At 50.0% G+C, this 19,271-nt stretch carries 12 protein-coding genes and 1 pseudogene; all 13 read right to left on the bottom strand.

The window, feature by feature from the left end:
- Positions 1–2: 2 nt before the first annotated feature.
- Positions 3–1,604 (bottom strand): type VI secretion system protein TssA, encoded by a 1,602-nt coding sequence (tssA, locus tag AC4OVS_RS10385; protein WP_491922372.1) that lies wholly within the window; start codon positions 1,602–1,604, stop codon positions 3–5.
- Positions 1,604–5,071 (bottom strand): ImcF-related family protein, encoded by a 3,468-nt coding sequence (locus AC4OVS_RS10380; protein WP_491922371.1) that lies wholly within the window; start codon positions 5,069–5,071, stop codon positions 1,604–1,606. Before AC4OVS_RS10380 ends, tssA begins: the two co-directional genes overlap by 1 nt.
- Positions 5,068–6,276: a hypothetical protein gene (locus tag AC4OVS_RS10375; protein ID WP_491922370.1), complete on the bottom strand. Its 1,209-nt coding sequence runs from the start codon at positions 6,274–6,276 to the stop codon at positions 5,068–5,070. Before AC4OVS_RS10375 ends, AC4OVS_RS10380 begins: the two co-directional genes overlap by 4 nt.
- 653 nt (positions 6,277–6,929) lie before the next feature.
- Complete coding sequence (locus AC4OVS_RS10370) at positions 6,930–7,472, bottom strand: M949_RS01915 family surface polysaccharide biosynthesis protein (RefSeq protein WP_491922369.1); 543 nt, start codon at positions 7,470–7,472, stop codon at positions 6,930–6,932.
- Positions 7,469–8,419 carry a TIGR02594 family protein gene (locus AC4OVS_RS10365; protein ID WP_491922368.1) on the bottom strand — a complete coding sequence of 317 codons (951 nt, stop codon included), beginning with the start codon at positions 8,417–8,419 and terminating at the stop codon, positions 7,469–7,471. The genes AC4OVS_RS10370 and AC4OVS_RS10365 overlap by 4 nt, the downstream gene beginning before the upstream one ends.
- Before the next feature lie 46 nt (positions 8,420–8,465).
- A complete protein-coding gene (locus AC4OVS_RS10360; protein WP_127353267.1) occupies positions 8,466–8,783 on the bottom strand; it encodes a hypothetical protein in 318 nt (105 codons plus the stop codon).
- A gap of 286 nt (positions 8,784–9,069) precedes the next feature.
- Positions 9,070–9,306, bottom strand: a pseudogene (locus tag AC4OVS_RS10355) (XAC2610-related protein); the annotation flags it as partial.
- A gap of 647 nt (positions 9,307–9,953) precedes the next feature.
- On the bottom strand, positions 9,954–10,349 hold the full coding sequence (locus AC4OVS_RS10350; protein ID WP_491922367.1) for a hypothetical protein: 396 nt from the start codon (positions 10,347–10,349) through the stop codon (positions 9,954–9,956).
- A gap of 201 nt (positions 10,350–10,550) precedes the next feature.
- Positions 10,551–11,366, bottom strand: a complete 816-nt coding sequence (locus AC4OVS_RS10345) for a hypothetical protein (RefSeq protein ID WP_284097849.1) — start codon at positions 11,364–11,366, stop codon at positions 10,551–10,553.
- 99 nt (positions 11,367–11,465) lie between these two features.
- Positions 11,466–11,924 carry an XAC2610-related protein gene (locus AC4OVS_RS10340; protein WP_491922366.1) on the bottom strand — a complete coding sequence of 153 codons (459 nt, stop codon included), beginning with the start codon at positions 11,922–11,924 and terminating at the stop codon, positions 11,466–11,468.
- 6 nt (positions 11,925–11,930) lie between these two features.
- Entirely contained in the window at positions 11,931–14,099 is a 2,169-nt protein-coding gene (locus tag AC4OVS_RS10335) for a M23 family metallopeptidase (RefSeq protein ID WP_491922365.1), read from the bottom strand.
- Positions 14,100–14,113: 14 nt separating this feature from the next.
- Entirely contained in the window at positions 14,114–16,555 is a 2,442-nt protein-coding gene (locus AC4OVS_RS10330) for a type VI secretion system Vgr family protein (protein ID WP_491922364.1), read from the bottom strand.
- Positions 16,552–19,197 (bottom strand): type VI secretion system ATPase TssH, encoded by a 2,646-nt coding sequence (gene tssH, locus AC4OVS_RS10325; protein WP_491922363.1) that lies wholly within the window; start codon positions 19,195–19,197, stop codon positions 16,552–16,554. Before tssH ends, AC4OVS_RS10330 begins: the two co-directional genes overlap by 4 nt.
- Positions 19,198–19,271 lie beyond the last annotated feature (74 nt).

Here is a 19,271-nt window from a genome sequence, read left to right as displayed (position 1 = left end):
GGTTATCCGCAAAGCACCGCACAGCCTGCCGGGTCAAGCGCAATCAGGCCCGCCAGAAGCTGGTCCATCTCTGGCTGAAGCCGTGACTTATCGGTTTCGCTGCGGGCGGCTTTCATGCGCAGCAGCCTGAGGCGGCGCGATTTCACTTCAAACAACAATGCTGGCGTCCATTGCGTGAGGGTGATGGCCTGTGCTGCACCGTCAAGCTCACCCAGCAGATGCAGAGCCAGCTCATTCTTACCCTTCTGCTCCGCCACACGTGCCATCAGCAGACGCACCAACCATTTGTCTTTTGTGGTGTCGGTGCCCGGGCGCGTTTGCAGCCAGTGGAGTGTGGCATCCAGACCATCCGTGTCAGCTTTCTCCAAAGCTTCCGGTTCAAGGGCCAGAATATCGTTGCCAGTTTCACTCAAGGCATTGACAGGCTCATCCCGCCAGTTGGACATCTCGTCCTGCACGCTCTGGTTTATCCAGTTCAGCGTGACCTCATCAGCAAAGGGTGTGCCGTCATTGAAGGCCAGCGTTTCAAGTCCGGGAAGGCGCCGCAGCAGCCCTTTCAGGTCAGCGATAATGATATCGGCCAGCACATCCTGGCCTGATTTAATCAGGGCCTGATGGATGTACCACTGCAAATCCAGCCAGAGATGATTGGCGCCACGCGAGAAAGTGCTGTCCGCTTGTTCCAGGATCTCCAGCCAGCTCTGTTGCAAATACAGCCGTTTGAGCATTGCCCGCTGGTCAGCCCGCGGCGGTTCGATGCGCGTTTTCCCTTCGGCATCCGGTGCCGGGATCGCTCTCAGCGTGTCGTGACGCAGACTTTTCATCAGTCGGTGTGCGGCAAGCCAGCCATCGGGTTGCTCACGTAGATATCCCGTCAGGGTTCGGGCCTGAGCCAGCAAATCCTGACCTGACGTGATGTGGCTCAGCACTGGCGCGTCCTGTTCTGCCGCGTGAGATGCCCACTGCGCGCGTGTTTTACTGCTGGCGTTCTGGGGTATTACCGCATCCACGCCACCGGCTTTCATCAGGCGGGAACCCAGCGCGCTGTACAGGGCACTCAGATCTGGACGTGACGCTTCAGGCTCAGTTTCAAGACTGTCTCGGATGAGTAGCAACGCACCGGTCGTACGCTGGGCATCGTCGCGTACCACTTCTGGCCAGAGTAACAGGCTGTCAAGTAGACGAGAGCCTGCGAGCCACTCCAGCGCTGGTTTACGGCTTCGCTCGCGCTGAGGATGGAGCTGTGTTCCATACTGGGTTAGTAATCCCGCCAGTAACTCAAGCCCTTCAGCAAACCCGGTTTCACCGTCCTGGTGCAAGCGCGCCCAACAATAGTAAGTAGCAACCCGGACATCTTTGGCCAAAGTGATCAGCACCTTTTCAGCCAGCTGGCAAATCAGCCCGGTATCAATGCCGGAAAGTTTATTGACCTCCTCCCGGATACGCTGGAAATCATCGTCATAACCCGGGTCTTCTCCTGTAGGATTGATCTCACTGATCGGGGTAAGCCAGCGCTGCCAGCTTTCCATACGTGACTGCGCCTGCTGTCGCAGCAAGGTTTCATCCGCCTGGCAGGCAACAACCAGATTCTGCAAAGCGTCCATTATTCGACTCCGTCCATGTCACTGTTTTCTGTGTTGGTCATCAGCGCCTGCGCCATAGCCGCGCTGTCGACGCTGAATATTTGATCTGGCAGCGTAAAACCCCGGAGTGCCAGTAACGCCAGCGGCCCACTGCCCAGTTGTGAACGCAGTACCCACTGTAGGGTACGACCATCCGGGGCGGTAAAACTCATCATCCACTGACTGCGGTCAAGCTGCTCTCTCTTACTTTCATCCAGCCAGCGAATAAAGCCCCAGGTTCCGCTGTAATCACCAAACAGACGTGCACCCGCATTGACGGTAGTCCATGTCAGCATGGTTCCGGGCTTGTAGGTGTCACCAGGCCAGCGGAAGCTCTGCCAGTCTGCCATCTGGTTGAAGTAGTGCAGCTTTTGTCCATCAATAGTCAGTTGCGTTTCTACCACCTGCGGTACCGGACGCGCCTGTAGCTCAAAGCTGATGCCCTGACTGCCGTCGGTAAATAAGATATCCGATAGCTGGCTGAGCTGATTAATCGCCCGCAGGAAGGCTGGGTTAAAGCTCAGCCCCTGGCTATTAACCTTATCCGGCACCCACTGGCTGCCCTCCTTATGCAGCACACCGCCGAGTTCCGTGGTCAGGAAGCGCTCAATGCGTCCGCTGTCCTTACGCACAAACTCAGCCAGCATTGGCAGAGAGGAATCACTCTTGCTGATAGCGAATGGGAAACGTCCGTCAAATGCCGTATGCCAGTTCGCCACCACGGAGCGACTCCATTTGTCATTCAGGCTCGCTGCCGATGGCTGAAGCACAGTTTCCCAGGCCTGGGTCAGTGGTTGAACCAACGTGGTGCTGCCAAAACCACTCCACTCTTCGCCCAGGCTTGCAGCAATCAGGCTGCCGTACTGCTGGGTGTCGGTCAGGTCCACGCTTTTACCCTGGAATACGGTCTGCGCCAGGCTCTGCATCATTTCCTGAGGGTCAGAGGCGCTGGCGACCTGTTGCAGACGCAGACGCACACGGGTGATACGGGTAAGATACGTTTGCAGACTCAGTGAATTGTCAGCCGACATAACGTTGCTGCCTTTGTTTTTACCCATAAGTGTCAGCAACGGTCCAAAGGTTTCATCCAGTGGGCCCTGCGGGCCTGAGGCTGACTGGTCAATTACCGGTTTGTCTTTCCCGCCTACCAGGTCTTTAGCCGATTTGATGATGGAGTCCGACAGGCCTTCACTCTTCTGGCCGGTCTGCCCCTGCCAGGCGAGGGTGTTCATCAGGGCAATCAGCGGTGACTGGCGAACATCACTCATCAGCGTCAGCTGGTCGGTGACGTCTGCAATATTGTTTGCCGGATTAAGTTGCAGGCTGTTGAGGAAGCTCAGCCAGCTACCGGCAAAGTCGGTGAAGTAGCGTTCCGTCAGACGTGCTTTCAGTGCTTCCGGCGACAGGTCTGAGGAGACGGCTTTCCGGCTGTCGCTCAGCACCCAGTCAATTTCATCGCGGCGGGAGTTTGCCGCTTTCTCAATGGCCTGCTGAATACCACCCTCCCAGGCCTGACGGGTGAACATGCCCGGCACCACCTCATCGGTGGTAAACAGGCGACGGGCATCGGTACCGCCGGTCATGTCCTCCAGAGACACATCGGCGAAGTTACGACGCACGGATTTGAGCATGTTCTCGTAAAGCGTACTTTCCGCGTTGCGCCGTCCAATTTGCTGCAACAGCACCTGGCGGCTCTGGCTGACCAGTTGCGCATCCGGTGTGGTTTTCCACTGTGGCTGCGCTGGCAGTTCGGTGATGTAGAAAGCCCACAAATCCGGTGACAGGCTTTGCCACAGGCCAGCTGAGATGCCTAAACGCGTCGGCTGCACGGTTTTCATGGTTTGCGCGTAGAATGCACCATCAGCTTTATCCGGACGGGACATCATCAGCCAGGCTTTCAGCTGGTCATAACCCGGTTTCGCCATCTGTGTCCGCTGGTCGCTGTTGGGTGCCGAATTGACCAGCGCAATGAGCTTCTGCTTAAGCGCTTCATTTGCCGGGTCACGTATCAGACGGTTGTTCGCCACTCCGTACCAGGGCAGCATTGCGTCAAGCAACTGCTGATCATGGTCCAGACCAAAGCGCTGATACCATGGCGCGCCGTCCTGAATATGGTGCAGCAGGCGACCGGCATCATTACGCAGAGCATGCAGGGCCGTCAGTTGGTAATCCGATACAGAAGGGTGCTCCACCAGAGCATGAGCCTGCTGTGCAACAGAAACTATTTGTGACCGGTTGACCGCAAACGACAGCAGCGTCCCTGCCCCCCAGACACTGATGATGGCCATCAGTGCCCAGGCCAGCGCTCGTTCCCACGGCATACCGACACGACGGCCACGTACGCGGGTGCAGTCGTCGACAATACCCTGCCAGGTTGCTGGCAGAGTCAGGGCATGACGCTGTGATCCATAATTCTCAGCGTCGGCTGTTCCCGCTGACATTTCGGCAGGTTTCTTCTCCGACAGGCTGAACATCAGACCACGCAGCGGGACGCGCTGCTGAGAAACAAAGAGCCATGGCTGCAACTGCTGAGCCCAGCGGGCAATAGCACCGTCGTTCAGGTGCTGGCTCAGGCGCAGCAGGAAGTCGTGGCTGCTGTTTTCCGCGACCTGACTCATCCCCTGCGCCCGCAGGGCTGGCAGCATCAGTTCCAGCTGGCGGATTACATCGTCTTCTTTTGCGCGTGGTGGAAAGCTTGCACCTACCGCCTGCTCAGGACGCGTACCCTGCGACCAGTGACTGCTGCACAGTTGCCACAGCCAGACCGGAGCGGAATAACGCAGCAGTTCGCTGATTTTTTCCAGGCCGCGTAAATCGCTGTCGCTGATATGTGGGGTAAGATTAAGCGACTCAGGCAGTACACGGATAATCCCGTCCAGCGGGCGCCCGCGGCGTAGTTTACGCAGCGCTGTGTATTTTTCGCGGTCAGGCTCCGATGCCAGGCTGCCGCCATAAATCAGCACGGTGCGGTTGCCTTCGAGCCACTGCTGCTGTTGCAGGCCGGGTACCAGTTGCTCGATCGCGGCTTCATCGCCGGTGATTAACAGCAGACGTGTTTTGCTACGCCAGTAAAAACTAATACGGGAGCGGAGATGCGCCCGAATCCTGTCACACATGACCACCGCAGGGTGAACAGGGGCGTTATCATTTTCCCGCTTCCTTTTTTCATCATCACCACTGGTATCGTCGACAAGCGCATTAAACTCCTGCTTACCGGCATTACGAACTGCCGCCAGGAGCAACATGGATAGGATAAGGGTGCAGCCTGAAATACATCCGCCAGCGATAAGCCAGTAAATTTGCTGCTGACTACCGTCTTGAATCCCGGCAATATCCGGATGCTTCCAGATCATGAACGTCATAACGGCTAACAACAAAAAGAAAAGCAATGCGACAGCAAGATAGCGGCCTTCCGTAGTCTTTGGTGCAATAGCAAAAGGTAGCTTCACGGATCCATCTCCTGTCGGGAAGCAATCGGGGTAATGAGCGTGCTCCACAGCACATTCTTTGTGGTATCGCCACAGATAATCATCTGTGGTGACTGTGTTTGTTGGGCGATTTCAGTGGCGGCAGCGATGGCAAGCCAGGGGGCTGCGGCACCGGCACGTCCCATAGACCTGTCGAGTGAAATGACGGAGTCGTCCGCTACAGACTGCGCAGGATGTACATTCTGACACGTGATCACTTCTGCGTGCTGCTCACCCGTCAGTCCGGCAAGCCATAAATTTTTAACGATATGTCCTTTGAGCGGGACGTTCCAGGCGGCCATGTTCATCCCCTCGCTCAATTCACCAGGAGAGGAAGCATCTGGCCGGTGCAGCAGCGCGAGAGGTTCGAGTGCCTCCTGTGTCAGGCGATTGCCGAGAAGCAGTGCAACAGCGGCTTCTGCGGTATTGTTTGAGTCAACCGGGTCAATCTGGAGGCCAACGATCAATAACATCGTTTCATCTTTAATGCGGTAATCCAGCCAGTGGCTAACTACTCCCGGCCCATTGCTGTCCACATACTCAACCGCGCAGGTTATTCCACTTTCCTTCCAGGCTTCCTGCCAAATCTCCTGAACCGCAGGGAATGACAAAGATGACGAGTTATCAAGGATGACAGCCAGTGAGGCATTTTCCGGGAACTGACCAACTGGCAGACCCGCAATGAGTTCAGAAAACAGACGCGTGACAACCAGCTCAGGAGTCTCTCCCGGCTCTGTCGTAATACGGCTCAGCCTCTTGCCTTTTTCGCCTTTCCAGTCCGACTGAGAAATAATAATGCTTTGATTCTTGAGCATCTCAACAGCGACAGAACCCTGTTTGTCTTCCTTATGGGCAGTTATAAATGTCATATTCAGTATCTGAAGCGCGCGGCGTGCTTTACGGGTCTCACTTAAGATCCAGCGTTCCCGATGCCGGTCAAAACTATTCGCTTTACTGTCCTGTAATGACCAGTGCCACATACGAAAACCGAAACTTATAATCCAAACAACAACGGGCGTACCAATAGCGACCAACCAGAAGTGGTTGTTATCGATGTATCGCCCGAATATCCGCATGAGGATCACACTGATGACCAGCATTGCCGCCAGGACAGCAAACCAGCGGGATGTTTTTGGCGGAACTGGTCGTGGATAACATTCAGGAAGATGTTTAAGGGAATACCACATTCACACACTCATGATTCAAAATTTCTAAGCATTAGCTAAAAGGGAAAATGTTTGGCTCTCTCGGGATATCTGTCAAAGATCATTTCATTTTTTTTATGGCCTCTGTTTTTAATTTCAATTAGCGTTACCTCCCCGTTTGAATCATATGAAATGCGCTTACCCTCCTCAATATAATTACCTTGTATGTCAATGTAATTTGTTTCTATTCTGAGGCGGCCAATTTCAGGGCCTGATGTATAATAGCCACGGCAATGCATTGTTTTTTTGAGTACATACTTCGGAATTCACATAAAGTGGCCCATGTTTTTCGAAGATATAAAATATAGTCATTTCATTATGAAAAAAGGAAAACCTGTTCTCTCTGTTGGGTATGTAGTTGTAAGCAAGATACGCTTTATTATCTTTATCTGCATTCAATTTACCTGGTCTTTTTCCGTAAGCATAATCGGAAGCATATACATTACCGATTTTTTATGTCTCTAGCTACTACCTTTGTAGTTGAATGAAACATTATTGATATATTGGATTTTATTATCATCCCCACGATAAGAAATGCAAGAACATGAGTGGGATTTTGTCATTAATTTTTTACCTTTCCCATTCAAAAATAATTCTGGTACACTGAATTTATTTAATGTCCAATCAAAATATGTTTACTCCAGAACAACTGTTGATGCTTTACACCAATTGTTGAGCATGTATTTATGCAAAAGAATATTATTTTTTAAATTAGTATCTGGTAATGGTCTAATATTATTATCAATTACCCCATCAGGCGTAATCCTCCGTTCTTCTCCTCGAAGAGAATGCTTAATACCATTTTCATAAGCAAAATATTTTACAGCAACTGGATCAAGGCCGCCCACACAACCTATGGTATAAGCAAACAATACTGTATCTAATGAGTCATTAATTTTCTTAACCTCGAATGAGCCCTTAATCAAGGCCATATTTATATCAAGCGGACATTTATTTACAAAATCGACAAGACTCCATATTTTTTTGTTTTTCACATACTCCGAAGCGGTTATTGTTGAATTTTTAACATCCCCAAGATTTTCTTCTTGAATATCAATCCTCACCTTATGGACACCATCAATCCTAACAAACTCCTTAGTAAAAGAAGATGCAAAACTACTCATAACAGGCAAAGTCACCAGAAATAATGCTAGTTTTATCTTGTTTGTTAGAATCATCTTGTGCTCTCGTGTCCAGTTGTTTTAGAATGAATACCAATCATTTCATTCAGTTCATTTACATCAAAGATGTCTAATTCTTTTTGTGCATTTGACTCATAGTATCCTTTATATGCCACTGGTAAAAAAAATCTAAAATCTTTAAAAAGTGAAAATTTTATTGTGTCACCCTGATTACCGCCCAAATAAATTAATTCTCCAGACTTCGATTGACCATATACAAAGGTTGCATGCTTTCCTGATGATGCGGCACATCCATAGATAGGTTTTTTGATTTCAAAAAAGTTATTGCTATCTTTAAAAAACGAAATAGCACGATATGGATCTGGCACTGTTTTATGATATCCACTTTCTTGAAAAGAATAATTTACAAAAGACGAACACCAAGCATTTGATGTCCCAACTAGATTTTTTATCCATTTATGACCTATTAATGCATGATAATTGCTGGTAATAGAGTCTTCTTTAGTTCCATGCCATTTCTTTGCCTCACTCAGTGCAATATTCATCCACGGAGCTTCTCTCTGGTCGTGAAGGAGTATAGCTATTGGATTTCCAGAATTTTTTCCCCCAATCGATTCCAGCGTTTTTTTATTCACTGATTTTGATGCTGGAGGGCTAACTGCTGGTTTTTCTGTTTCGCCAACAGCATTACTACCACTTTTGCTTATGGAAAATGATTTCCCTGGGTAAATTTTATTAGGATCGGATATGTTGTTCTGTCGTGCGATTTCGTCTAAACTAACATCGTATTTATCCGCGATCTCCGCAAGAGTATCACCCGGTGAAACGATATACACTGAAGGGTCACTAGTATTGACACCATAAATCGTCAAGTGCTGACCGGGGAAGATCTTACTTACATCTTTTATATTATTATTTTTAGCAATTTCATCAGTACTTGTCTTATAACGTTCGGCAATTTTCGAGAGGGAGTCTCCTGACATGACTATGTACTCTATCGTTTTTCGCTGTCGACCAAGAAGCCGAGATTCAGCTGGCTCTTGCTTTTTTGGTACTAATTACTCTCTCCCCACCGGAAACATGCAAGGAATATTGCCCATACTTATTACAACCAATTCTGCCAGAAGATTGAGTGCAATATTTATTCAGTAATTTAATGTATTCCTCTTTTGCCTGAAAACCCGTATCTTCGCTTAAATTTTGCGTAGCAAATTGATTCCACGCCTCATAGTCACTAATAAAATCAATGACTGTTTGTTGAGGAGTAAGTTTTGCATTTGATCTCATTGCAAAAGCTGAGAAGATCATTAACACAAATAATATAATTAACAACTTAAGAAATTTCATTTTCATTACGTAATAGCATAATAATCGGATTCTTGTTCTGTAGAATCGTTAGGCACATACCAGGAATACTTAAACGGAGGCCATCTGACATCCTCAAATGTCATTCTTCCATTTAATCCATTTATCCCTTGACGATTTTGTTTGCTGATATTTCCAGACAAATTCATTGTTGCACTAGCCCTCCAGAATGCTGATTTTCTAAGCCATCATCTTCACTAGTTTTTACAATCAAAGGTGATTTTTCACAACTATTACCAATTTTCACTTCCTTATATTGATACTTATTTCACTTAAGAGCGTCAATTGGCATAGCGCATGATTTCGGAGCGTTACCATCATAAAACGTGTTAATTAAATTGTCACCATCAATCCGAATATTAACAAAGTCATCGCCGCATCCAGGCTTTATCTCTTTGAATTTTCCCTCAGGTGGAGAAAAGATAAATAATCTATAAATTTTATACGTACCCATTCCTTCATCTAAATGCCATACACTGAAGTCTTTATAACCATCACGATTATAATCTTCGAGTGTAACATGATTTTTTTCTCAGATGAAACATCTATTTCTTCTGTGCTAATAATCTTACCATGATTTAAAATCGACATTAACAACGAATCATTATTTTTCAGCAAAACCTTCGCAGAAATACCTTCTGCAAAGTTAACATCTAAAAATTTATTATCACAACCTAATGCATTATTTGTAAAAATGTAAAAAAGAAAAATAATATACCTCATTATAACACCTTAGGATTTTGTTAAGTCCACAACAATGCGAGATTTTCCAGTAAGGCTTACAGTAACAGTTGCTTAACGCCGGGTAAAACTATTCGCTTTACTGTCCTGTAATGGCCAGAGCCATATGCGAAAACCGAAACTTACAATCCACACAACGACAGGTGTGCCAATAGCAAGCAACCAGAAGTGTCTGGTATCGATGTAGCGTCAGAATATACGCATAAGGGTCACGCTAATAACCAACATTGCCGCCAGAACGACAAACCAGCGGGATGTTTTTGGTGAAACTGGTCGTGGATAACATTCAGGAGGATGTTTCAGTGAGTACGACATTCATACTTCATAATTTATAATTTATAATTTATAATTTATAATTTATAATTATTAACTAAGGTTAGTTATCATCAAATGAAATACTCTCAAGCAGTTTCAACGCATTTTAGAGAGCTCTTCATTTTTATCATCAGGGGAATTAATGCCAGAGCCACATAGAGCATTATTTTTATGTATCAAACAGAAATAAATGCTCTCACCTAGAGTTCCATCTATGAGTTTCGCCATACTGTTAACAGCCATAAAACCAGATGCATTTTTACTTTTTGCCTGCACTAGGGATAGATGATTTATCTTTCCATTTTTTACATAAGCTGTATCTGGTATTAGTTTCCATATCTTATTCTTATAATCATAAACAATTTTCTTATCAGTACTACTAACACTAATTCCTTTAGTGTTTACTTGCTGTGTATCATATCCCGCTTCAAATGCCTCACCAGAATATAAACAACTCCACTCTGATATTGGCGATTTTTTTAAAGTACTCATCCTCTGACAATGTAGGGAATTTGTAATCCCTGAAATGCACATTACATGCATCAAAACTGGATGACGAAGAGATTTCTGCGTTAGAATCTGAAGTCAATGCTCTGGTTACTGAAGTATTTTCAACTTTAGCTTCAGGAGCAGAGGCCATAGCGAAGGAACTAATACTGAGAAAAACCACTATATATAACAATTTCATATAATTTACGTCCTATGATTATATCCTTCTGGAAACTCCAAAACAAAACTTCCAGAAGCATTCGGGAATTTATTTTCAGTTAAAATAGCAATGGCAACTCCGTAGGCACAGCATCTTGAATCGAATCCATTTAGTGAGCGATGGTAAAGTGAACCGATCCTTCCAGGTAAATTAACTGCGGCACTTGCTTTCCAAAAACTAGGACTTCGGTAGTAATACTTAATTCCTAAATTTGAATTAACAGAAACCCTCTCTAAAACATGCTCCTCATCGGCATATTTAGCCATCTTATTTTTTACCCAATAAAACCCAGCGCTATCTGCAGCTAATGTACCTTGTGAATCACTAACCTCGCTCCTTAGTCCTATAAACTCTGTTGGAAGCGTAGGGAAGTGGCGATCTTGCAATGTCGCATTAGATCTATTCGCAGGTGGTTGTGCTGCAATTAATGCATATGCGTCAACCAAACTTCGTTTTAATTGATCCTGAACTACCTTGCCAATATATTTAAAATAATTTAGATAGTTTTCTGGATTAGTTAATTGCAAAAAACCGCGTCCGTACCACGGGGCGTACCAGAGGTTACTGCCATTTCCTTCATGAAGGGTACTTAACCAGCCTGTTTCTTGTATTGCATTACCTAAAAAACAAGAAATCCTAAAGGGAGTATTAATACAATATTTTCTCATCGAGGAATTTAAATTTGAAATCTGGTTACTTAAAATAGAGCCCGGCTTTCTTAAATTCGTATTAATTGCCTCCCAAGCAAACCGATCTCTGCCAGATTGCCGCAGTGCATGGCTAGGTACTATTTGTTTCATTTCATAGAAACTTAACCATCCATAGTTTCTAAAATGTTTAATGAATGTTTTTGGCTCAAAATGCCACAGTCTTCCACTACTCAATTATTGATACTTATTTCACTTAAGAGCGTCAATTGGCATAGCGCATGATTTCGGAGCGTTACCATCATAAAACGTGTTAATTAAATTGTCACCTTCAATCCGAATATTAACAAAACCATCGCCGCATCCAGACTTTATCTCTTTGAATTTTCCCTCAGATGGTGCATAGATAAATAATCTATAAATCTTATACGTACCCATTCCTTCATCTAAATGCCATACACTGAAGTCTTTATAACCATCACGATTATAATCTTCGAATGTAACATGATTTTTTTTCTCAGATGAAACATCTATTTCTTCTGTACTAATAATCTTACCATGAATTAAAATCGACATTGACAACGAATCATTACTTTTCAGCAAAATCTTCGCAGAAATACCCTCTGCAATGTTAACATTTAAAAGTGTATTATCACAACCCAATGCAATATTTGTAAAAATGTAAAAAACAAAAATAATATATCTCATCATAACACCTTAGGATTTTGTAAAGTCCACAACAATGCGAGATTTTCCAGTAGGGCTTACAGTAACAGTTGCATCAGTATTTATCTCATCCATTAAATAAAAACCAATAAATTTCGAGTAGGCTTGTCTTTCATAGTACCCATTCGAGCCCCCATTAACCAAACGATTGATTAACCCGACATTATCTGCTGTGAAATCTTCATCCGCGACTCTATTCATTGAGGTTTTTCGTCTATATACCTTTGAAGCCCAATAAAATCCACCAGAATCACAAGCGTTGTATTTATCTTCAGCCACGATATCAGGATCGAATCTTGGAGACCACCGAAACAAAGTCCCCCCATCATCGGGATGGGCTGCATAATGGGATGAGATTGAAGTAAGCCGCGGAGCATCAGGGCGTAATCGATCCGTATATGAACCTGAATGATTTGGAAAATTTCGGTATTCACCGTAGGTTTTATACAGTCCTGCCCATGTAAGTTGCATGATCCCTCTACCATAAAAAACAGTATAATACTCCGTGGCAGGATTCACTGAATTATAACGTCCAAACCCCCACTCATGTAATAACCTCTTACTACCACCTAAATCCCTCCACTGAGCAGTTTCTAGTAATGTTTGGGGTAGAAAAAATGATATTCTTTTTTTGTCGTTTCCAATGTATTTTCTAATACACAAATTCAACGATTCGTAATGCGACTCAATCCTAGTTTTGGCTTGTTCATGATCTATTGTATACACGCTTGCAGGCTGCTTTTGAGCAGTTCTTGGGTTTCCATTTGAAGAGTAAAATAAATATTTCGGAAATGTGGCAGCTAACTCATCAAGATTCATCCAACTACATTTTCTAAAATGTTCAATGAATGCGTTTGGCTCAAAATGCCACAGTCTTCCACTATTGAATGCTCCGGAATCAAAGCACAACGCTTCTGCATGAGCCTTAAATTTTGCATAATCTGCTTCCGTCATCGGAGCACGCTTGTCATTCCCCGTTTTCAGCCATGAAAAACGGGTATCGAACGTACTTTTTTCCCATTCGAACGGGAAATGACAGATTAACTTTCCACACTGATTATTGTACTCACCGTCCTCCTGCAGTTTCCTGATTATGGCTGAGCTACACTGACTATTACTGTCAGTATCGTCATCAACCAGCTGCCAGCCCGTCCAGTGAGGAAAATCAGCGTCACTGAATTTTTTAATATTCGGATCAGCGAGATTGACCACCCCTTTGCCACCCGGATAACTGACCGTCATCCATAATGGCGCATCTGCAGGTACCAGCGTTTCATGCTCCGTATTGATCACCCGGCCAAAACGAAGCAGCTCAAACCCGGCGCTGGGGCTTTCCTTATAATTCCGCATCGCGGTGTTATAGAGATTATATTCGTAGTCCTCTCCGTCAGCATTCACCAGAGGGTCGCCCAGCAGGTCATACTTCCCGTCAGTCTGCGTATTTTTCTGCCGGGTCACCATCGTGCAGCTGCCCTGTGCCAGCGTCATACTGGCATACAGAGGCGCACTGCTGGTATACAGCTCAGAAAGCCCGGTTATGGAAGTACTGTTATTTGCGGGTGCCTTATCATAAAACTTCGTTCCGGCCGGAAGATAAAAGTGAATATCTCCGTAAACGGCATCAGTCCGGCCATCTTTCGACACGTCCAGTTCACGGGTCGTTCTGCCCGTCAGCTTGCTGATATTGTTGTCATCACAGAAAATCTGGAAATGGAATTCATTCCGTCCACTGCACGTGCCTGAAGAGCCCAGGGGGGCTTTACGGTATATTTTTGCATCCTGCTTTATTTCTGCCTCCAGAAATTTCATATGCATGCACAGTGAATAGAATACGACCTTCCCGTCATCTCCGCTTCCTGTCTCCGTTTCATGCTTCAGCAACACATAGCCGTCATCTGTCGGTCCGAGATAATTGAGTGGTTCTGCATCTTTAGACGGCGATGGCTGGCGGAATGAAACAACCACGCCATCAGCAATTGCCCGTATTTTTTCATTAGGCATTCCTTCGTCTGTATGTGTGATGTGAACACCTCCATGCCAGGATTCTGCTCCGTTCAACGGGAATCCCTGGTCTGGATTAACCGGCATCATTGCGCCAGTCCAGTCGGCATCAGACTGGGATGCAGTTCTGTTTCTCAGAAACGGTGGGCTGATAATCATGTTATGACTCCGTGTCAGGAAAAAAGGAAATAACTGGCTGGCTCTGCTGCTTCCGGAGCAGCAGGACCAGTACCCGGGACATCTTCGTCTTTGTCTGGTTTTTCTTGCTGGTTGTTACCGGAGCTGGCAGGTTCTGCTGCTATCGGGGCAATACTCGGGAAATCTTCTGGTTTATTTGCCTTCTGCTGCCGGTCATAAAATCCCGCCCGTGTCCGGTAATCCCCGAGCGTCGCCGCCTCAATCGCATTCGCATCCAGTGTGATATAGCTCCCGCCACCATTCAGCGTGATCTTCTTCTTCGCAAGGATTTTGATTTCATCTTCCGTGCTGACGATGCTGATTTCCTTGCGGGCCAGTAATTCCATCAGGTCATTCTGTGCCTGTACCTGCACCGGCCCATGGTTCGCGATAAGCTTTATTCCCAGCTTGCGCACAAACACGCTCAGGGTACTGCCCACCCCGATGAACAGATTTTTCACCACGCTGACGTCCGCATTTTTACCGGCTGTGGCAATCAGGTTCTGCCCGGCCGAGACCTGCAGGTGTTGTCCGCTGGTCAGCGCCATACCGTCCGGTGCGCTCATCAGCAGCACCGATTTTTTAAGGTCCGTCAGATGCTGCTCCAGCAGGGCGATTTGCGCCTGAAGGTCTGCCGGGTTCGCGGTCGCCTGCTGCGCATCACCGGAGATGGATGTCATCTGCTCCCGGGCATCGCCGAGATTGCTGACCGCCGGCGCCATCTCCAGCACCTGGCCCTGCGCCTTCGCCTGGCCGTCAGCACTGATAAAAATCCCCTTCTGCGCCCGGATGGCACCCCGGCTGTCCGTCCTGAGCTCAAATCCCTCACCGCGCTGCTGTTTCTCGCTGTCGACCAGGTGGCCGAGGTTCAGCTGGCTCTTGCCGCCGTACTCCGTGCTGACCTTGATGTGCTCTTTCCCGCGCTCGTCGTCGAGGCGGATTTTGTTGTTCGCTGGCGTGCGCAGGACGTTGCGTTTGTAGTTCCGGATGGTAACGTGGTCGCCGTGCGCCGAGTCGTGCAGCACACCGGCAATGTATGGCCGGTCCGGGTTGCCGTCCTCAAAACCAATCGCCACCTCGGTGCCTGCCAGCAGCGGCAGGTGCAGGCCGTAGGTGTCCCCCGCATACGGGCGGGACTGACGGACCCACAGGCTCTCGAACCCGGTTTCCCAGTTCTCACGGTCAAACAGCATATTGACGCGGTAGCGACCGTCCTTGTCGATATGCCCGTAGGTGTCATTTTCGGTGGTGCTGGTGACGCGGGCCGGTAAGGTACCGGCCATCACCGGGCGGCGGCCTGGCGCCGGGCGGAAGCAAAAGTCCGCGCTGTCCGGGATACCGTCAAACCTGACGCAAAAGTCTGCATCACGCCGGGCATGGCTGTGCATCGCCGTGACCACCACGCCCTGGGTAAACACCTCCGCCACTTCGTACCCGCCGGTGACTTTCAGCCGCATACCCGGTGAAAGGGTCGGGCAGCTGGTGAAAGCAACGGTCTGCGTCTGGCCATTCAGGTAGCGTTCGTGGCGGATGCGGGCGTAAAACGCCCCGGACTCCGCTGCCGGGTTGCGGTCATACGCGCTGCCCGGCGTCAGATAATTATCGCCGTAATGATAGGCCTCACCACAGGTGGTGGTATCCCCGCCGGTCGCGTCAACCCGGTTGTTCATGTCCTCCGTGGCCTGACGGTAGTTGTAATCGCGGGTGCTGACCTCCTTCTGGACCACCTTATGACGGCTCTCCATATCCCACACCGCGTCCACACCCTGAGAGTGCTGCCCTGACGGCGGTACCGACGGCAGCGTCAGGCCTTTCTCATACCCCTGCTGGCTGTCGTAAAACTCCACCACGTCAATGTTGAGGCGCGTGTCGGTGGTGAAGCGGAACCATATACCAACCTCGCCCAGCAGGCGGGTGATGAAGTGCAGGTCGTCCTCAGCGTACTGCATCACCTGTTCACGACGCGGGTACTCTTTTGACAGTGAGAACAGGAAATCCTGGCCGCGCATGCCGTGACGTTCGCGCAGGATTTTTTCCACGATTTGCGGAACCGACATGTCCTGGTAAATCGCGTTCTGGTGCGAGCGGTCGAGCAGCGCCAGACGCGGCTCAAGCGTCAGGGCGTAGCGGGTTTCATCTTTTGACGTGCTGAGGCGTTCAAAACCGGTCACCACGCCCTGAATCACCCGTACCGGCTGCTGTATTTTGATACCGTAACCCTGGTCTACCGGGGCCTGAAGCGTCAGGGAAGCCGCTTTCATCAGCATCATCTCTTTGCTGATGGCATGATCCGCGCTGGTGAATTCAGTACGGTAGCTGAACGGTGTGCTCAGGGCTTCATCGCCCTCAAATGCCAGCACATCAAGCCCTGCATCGCAGCCCTTCACCGAAAGCAGGTGATGGCTGTGGCTGAATCGTAAGGGAAGATTACTGCTCATGCATGCTCACCTTCTGTCCGGTCAAACTCGAGCACTATGCCCTCTTCCTCATCCCAGCCAAGCGTCAGGGTATGCGGCTTCCTTCCCGCCGCCATCTGGCTCAGCAGCTGCTGGCTCAGGACCGGCAGAATCTGCTGGTTCAGCAGGCTGTCGATATTGCGCGCCCCGGTGTCCGGCAGCAGGCAGGCATCGGTCAGCGCATCAGACAGGCTGTCTGCTATAGCGGTTTTCATGCCGTAATGCCGGGCCAGGCGCTGACTCACCTGGCCGAGCTTCATGCCGACAATCGTACGCATCGCTGCCTGTGCCAGCGGACGGTAAATCACCGTCTGGAAGCGCGCCAGCAGCGCGGGCTGGAAGTGGTCCCGCAGGACAGGACGCAGCAGTTCGTGCAGGTCGCCTTCGGTGGCGTCCGGATTTTCATCCAGCATCTGCATGATAAGGTCGCTGCCGAGGTTCGAGGTCATCAGTATCACCGTGTTGCGGAAGTCAATTTCCCGCCCCTCGCCGTCGCGCATGAAGCCCCGGTCAAACACCTGGTAGAACAGGTTCATCACGTCCCGGTGTGCCTTTTCCACTTCATCCAGCAACACCACGCTGTACGGGCGCTTACGGACGGCTTCGGTCAGAATGCCGCCCTGACCGTAACCCACGTAGCCCGGCGGTGAGCCCTTGAGCTGCGAGACGGTGTGTGGCTCCTGGTATTCCGAGAGGTTGATAGTAATAAGGGACTTCTCGCCGCCGAACAGTTCATCGGCCAGCGCCAGGGCGGTTTCGGTCTTGCCGGTGCCGCTCGGGCCCACAAGCAGGAACACGCCCTGCGGGCCGTTCTCCGGTGCCAGACCGGTTTTGCTGGCGCGCAGGCGCTGCGCAATGGCATTCAGCGCACTGTCCTGACCGACAACGCGTTTCGCCAGACTGTGCTCAAGACTCAGCAGTTCCGTCTGCTCGTCCTTCATCAGGGAAGAGAGCGGTACGCCGGTCCAGTCGGCGATAACGGTGGCGACGGTACGCGCGTCCACATCCAGCCCCAGCAGCGGGGTATTCTGCTGCACGGCAGTAAGCTGCATCTGAAGGTCCGCAATTTCCCCCTGACGGGAGATATCCGTGCGGCAGGCAAGCAGTTCTTCCGTGAGTTTCAGCTCCTGGCCGTACCGGGTTTCCCGTTCATCGAGCTGCAAAATGATGCCGACTTCTTCCTCTCCGATGGCGGCCAGACGTTCGCCGTGGGCGGTATTGCCCACCGCGATATCCTCCAGCAGCGCCTGTTTCTCCATGGCAAGTGCCGTGAGCTGCGCCTTCATCCTGGTCAGCGGCTCCGGCACCGTATCCAGGCTCATGCGGACACGGGCCGAAGCGGTGTCCAGCAGGTCAACCGCCTTGTCCGGCAGCTGGCGTCCGGTCAGATAGCGTCTGGAGAGCGTGACGGCGGCTTTAACCGCCTCATCGGTAATATGCACGCCATGGTGCTGCGCGTAACGTGGCTTGAGTCCCCGCAGCATCAGGCACGCGGTGTCGTCGTCCGGTTCGTCCACCTTCACCATCTGGAAACGACGCTCCAGCGCGGCGTCGCGCTCAAAGTACTGCTTGTATTCGCTCCAGGTGGTGGCGGCGATGGTTCTGAGCTCACCGCGGGCCAGTGCCGGTTTCAGCAGGTTGGCCGCATCGGCGCCCCCCGCCTGGTTGCCGGCGCCGATAATGGTGTGCGCCTCGTCAATGAAGAGCAGAACCGGCAGGGGTGACTGTTGCACCGCGTCGATGATGTTTTTCAGGCGCTGTTCAAACTCACCCTTCACGCCTGCACCCGCCTGTAACAGGCCGAGGTCAAGGGTGCGCACCGAGACCGGCTTCAGCGCGTCCGGCACATTGCCTTCGGCGATGCGCAGCGCCAGTCCTTCCACGAGCGCGGTCTTGCCGACTCCCGGTTCGCCGACCAGAATCGGGTTGTTCTTGCGGCGCCGGGAAAGAATGTCCACCATCTGGCGGATTTCATTGTCGCGGCCATAGACCGGGTCGATTCTGCCCTCACGGGCGCGGGCGGTGACGTCGAGGGTGAACCTGTCCAGCGCATTCTGTAACGCCGGGTTCAGCTCTCCTTTTATATCCGCATTCACCGGACGGCCGACAAACTCCACCTCATCGCCCTGCGTAAGCTCCGCTTCCTGCTGCACCTCCGGGCGTTCATCCGACTGCGCATCCAGAAGCCCCCGCAGGCGCTCAAGCTGGCTCTGCGCCAGCGTCAGCAGCGGCCACAGGCCGTCGCAGCGCACCAGGTCCGGTTTGTCCACCAGGGCCATCAGGAGGTGAATGCTGCGGATGTGCTCTTCCCCCGCCAGCGAGGCGTGCAGCCAGGCCTCCTGCATCAGAGCCCGGACACTGTCCGACAGCTGCGGACGGCTGCGCACCGAACGTGGCAGGCTGTCCAGAAAACCCAGCATATCCTGCCATATCGTATCCATATCCCATTCGTAGCGCCGCGCCAGCACCGTCAGGTCGCCCTCACCCTGCTCCAGCAGCTTCAGCAACCAGTGCTCGGGCAGGATTTCCTCATGGGCGCGGGTATGGCACAGGGACGCGGCCCCTTCCATCGCGCGGGCACAGTAAGGGTTAAGACGGCGTAACAGGATGGCGGGATTTTCCATGAGACTCTCTCTTTATCAGTTCCGGACACGCTACCGCCCGTCGCTGTTCCCTGTTATTCAGGAACCCAAAGCGC

The organism is Enterobacter sp. 4974935 (assembly GCF_058661735.1).
This window is presented reverse-complemented; position numbering and strand designations above follow the sequence as displayed.

What these genes read in the sequence shown, in the direction of transcription:
- tssH (WP_491922363.1), bottom strand. Translation starts at nt 19,197, where the DNA reads ATGGAAAATCCCGCCATCCTGTTACGCCGTCTTAACCCTTACTGTGCC.
- AC4OVS_RS10345 (WP_284097849.1), bottom strand. Translation starts at nt 11,366, where the DNA reads ATGAAACAAATAGTACCTAGCCATGCACTGCGGCAATCTGGCAGAGAT.
- AC4OVS_RS10350 (WP_491922367.1), bottom strand. Translation starts at nt 10,349, where the DNA reads ATGAGTACTTTAAAAAAATCGCCAATATCAGAGTGGAGTTGTTTATAT.
- AC4OVS_RS10340 (WP_491922366.1), bottom strand. Translation starts at nt 11,924, where the DNA reads ATGATGAGATATATTATTTTTGTTTTTTACATTTTTACAAATATTGCA.
- AC4OVS_RS10365 (WP_491922368.1), bottom strand. Translation starts at nt 8,419, where the DNA reads ATGTCAGGAGACTCCCTCTCGAAAATTGCCGAACGTTATAAGACAAGT.
- AC4OVS_RS10335 (WP_491922365.1), bottom strand. Translation starts at nt 14,099, where the DNA reads ATGATTATCAGCCCACCGTTTCTGAGAAACAGAACTGCATCCCAGTCT.
- tssA (WP_491922372.1), bottom strand. Translation starts at nt 1,604, where the DNA reads ATGGACGCTTTGCAGAATCTGGTTGTTGCCTGCCAGGCGGATGAAACC.
- AC4OVS_RS10360 (WP_127353267.1), bottom strand. Translation starts at nt 8,783, where the DNA reads ATGAAATTTCTTAAGTTGTTAATTATATTATTTGTGTTAATGATCTTC.
- AC4OVS_RS10370 (WP_491922369.1), bottom strand. Translation starts at nt 7,472, where the DNA reads ATGATTCTAACAAACAAGATAAAACTAGCATTATTTCTGGTGACTTTG.
- AC4OVS_RS10375 (WP_491922370.1), bottom strand. Translation starts at nt 6,276, where the DNA reads ATGTGGTATTCCCTTAAACATCTTCCTGAATGTTATCCACGACCAGTT.
- AC4OVS_RS10330 (WP_491922364.1), bottom strand. Translation starts at nt 16,555, where the DNA reads ATGAGCAGTAATCTTCCCTTACGATTCAGCCACAGCCATCACCTGCTT.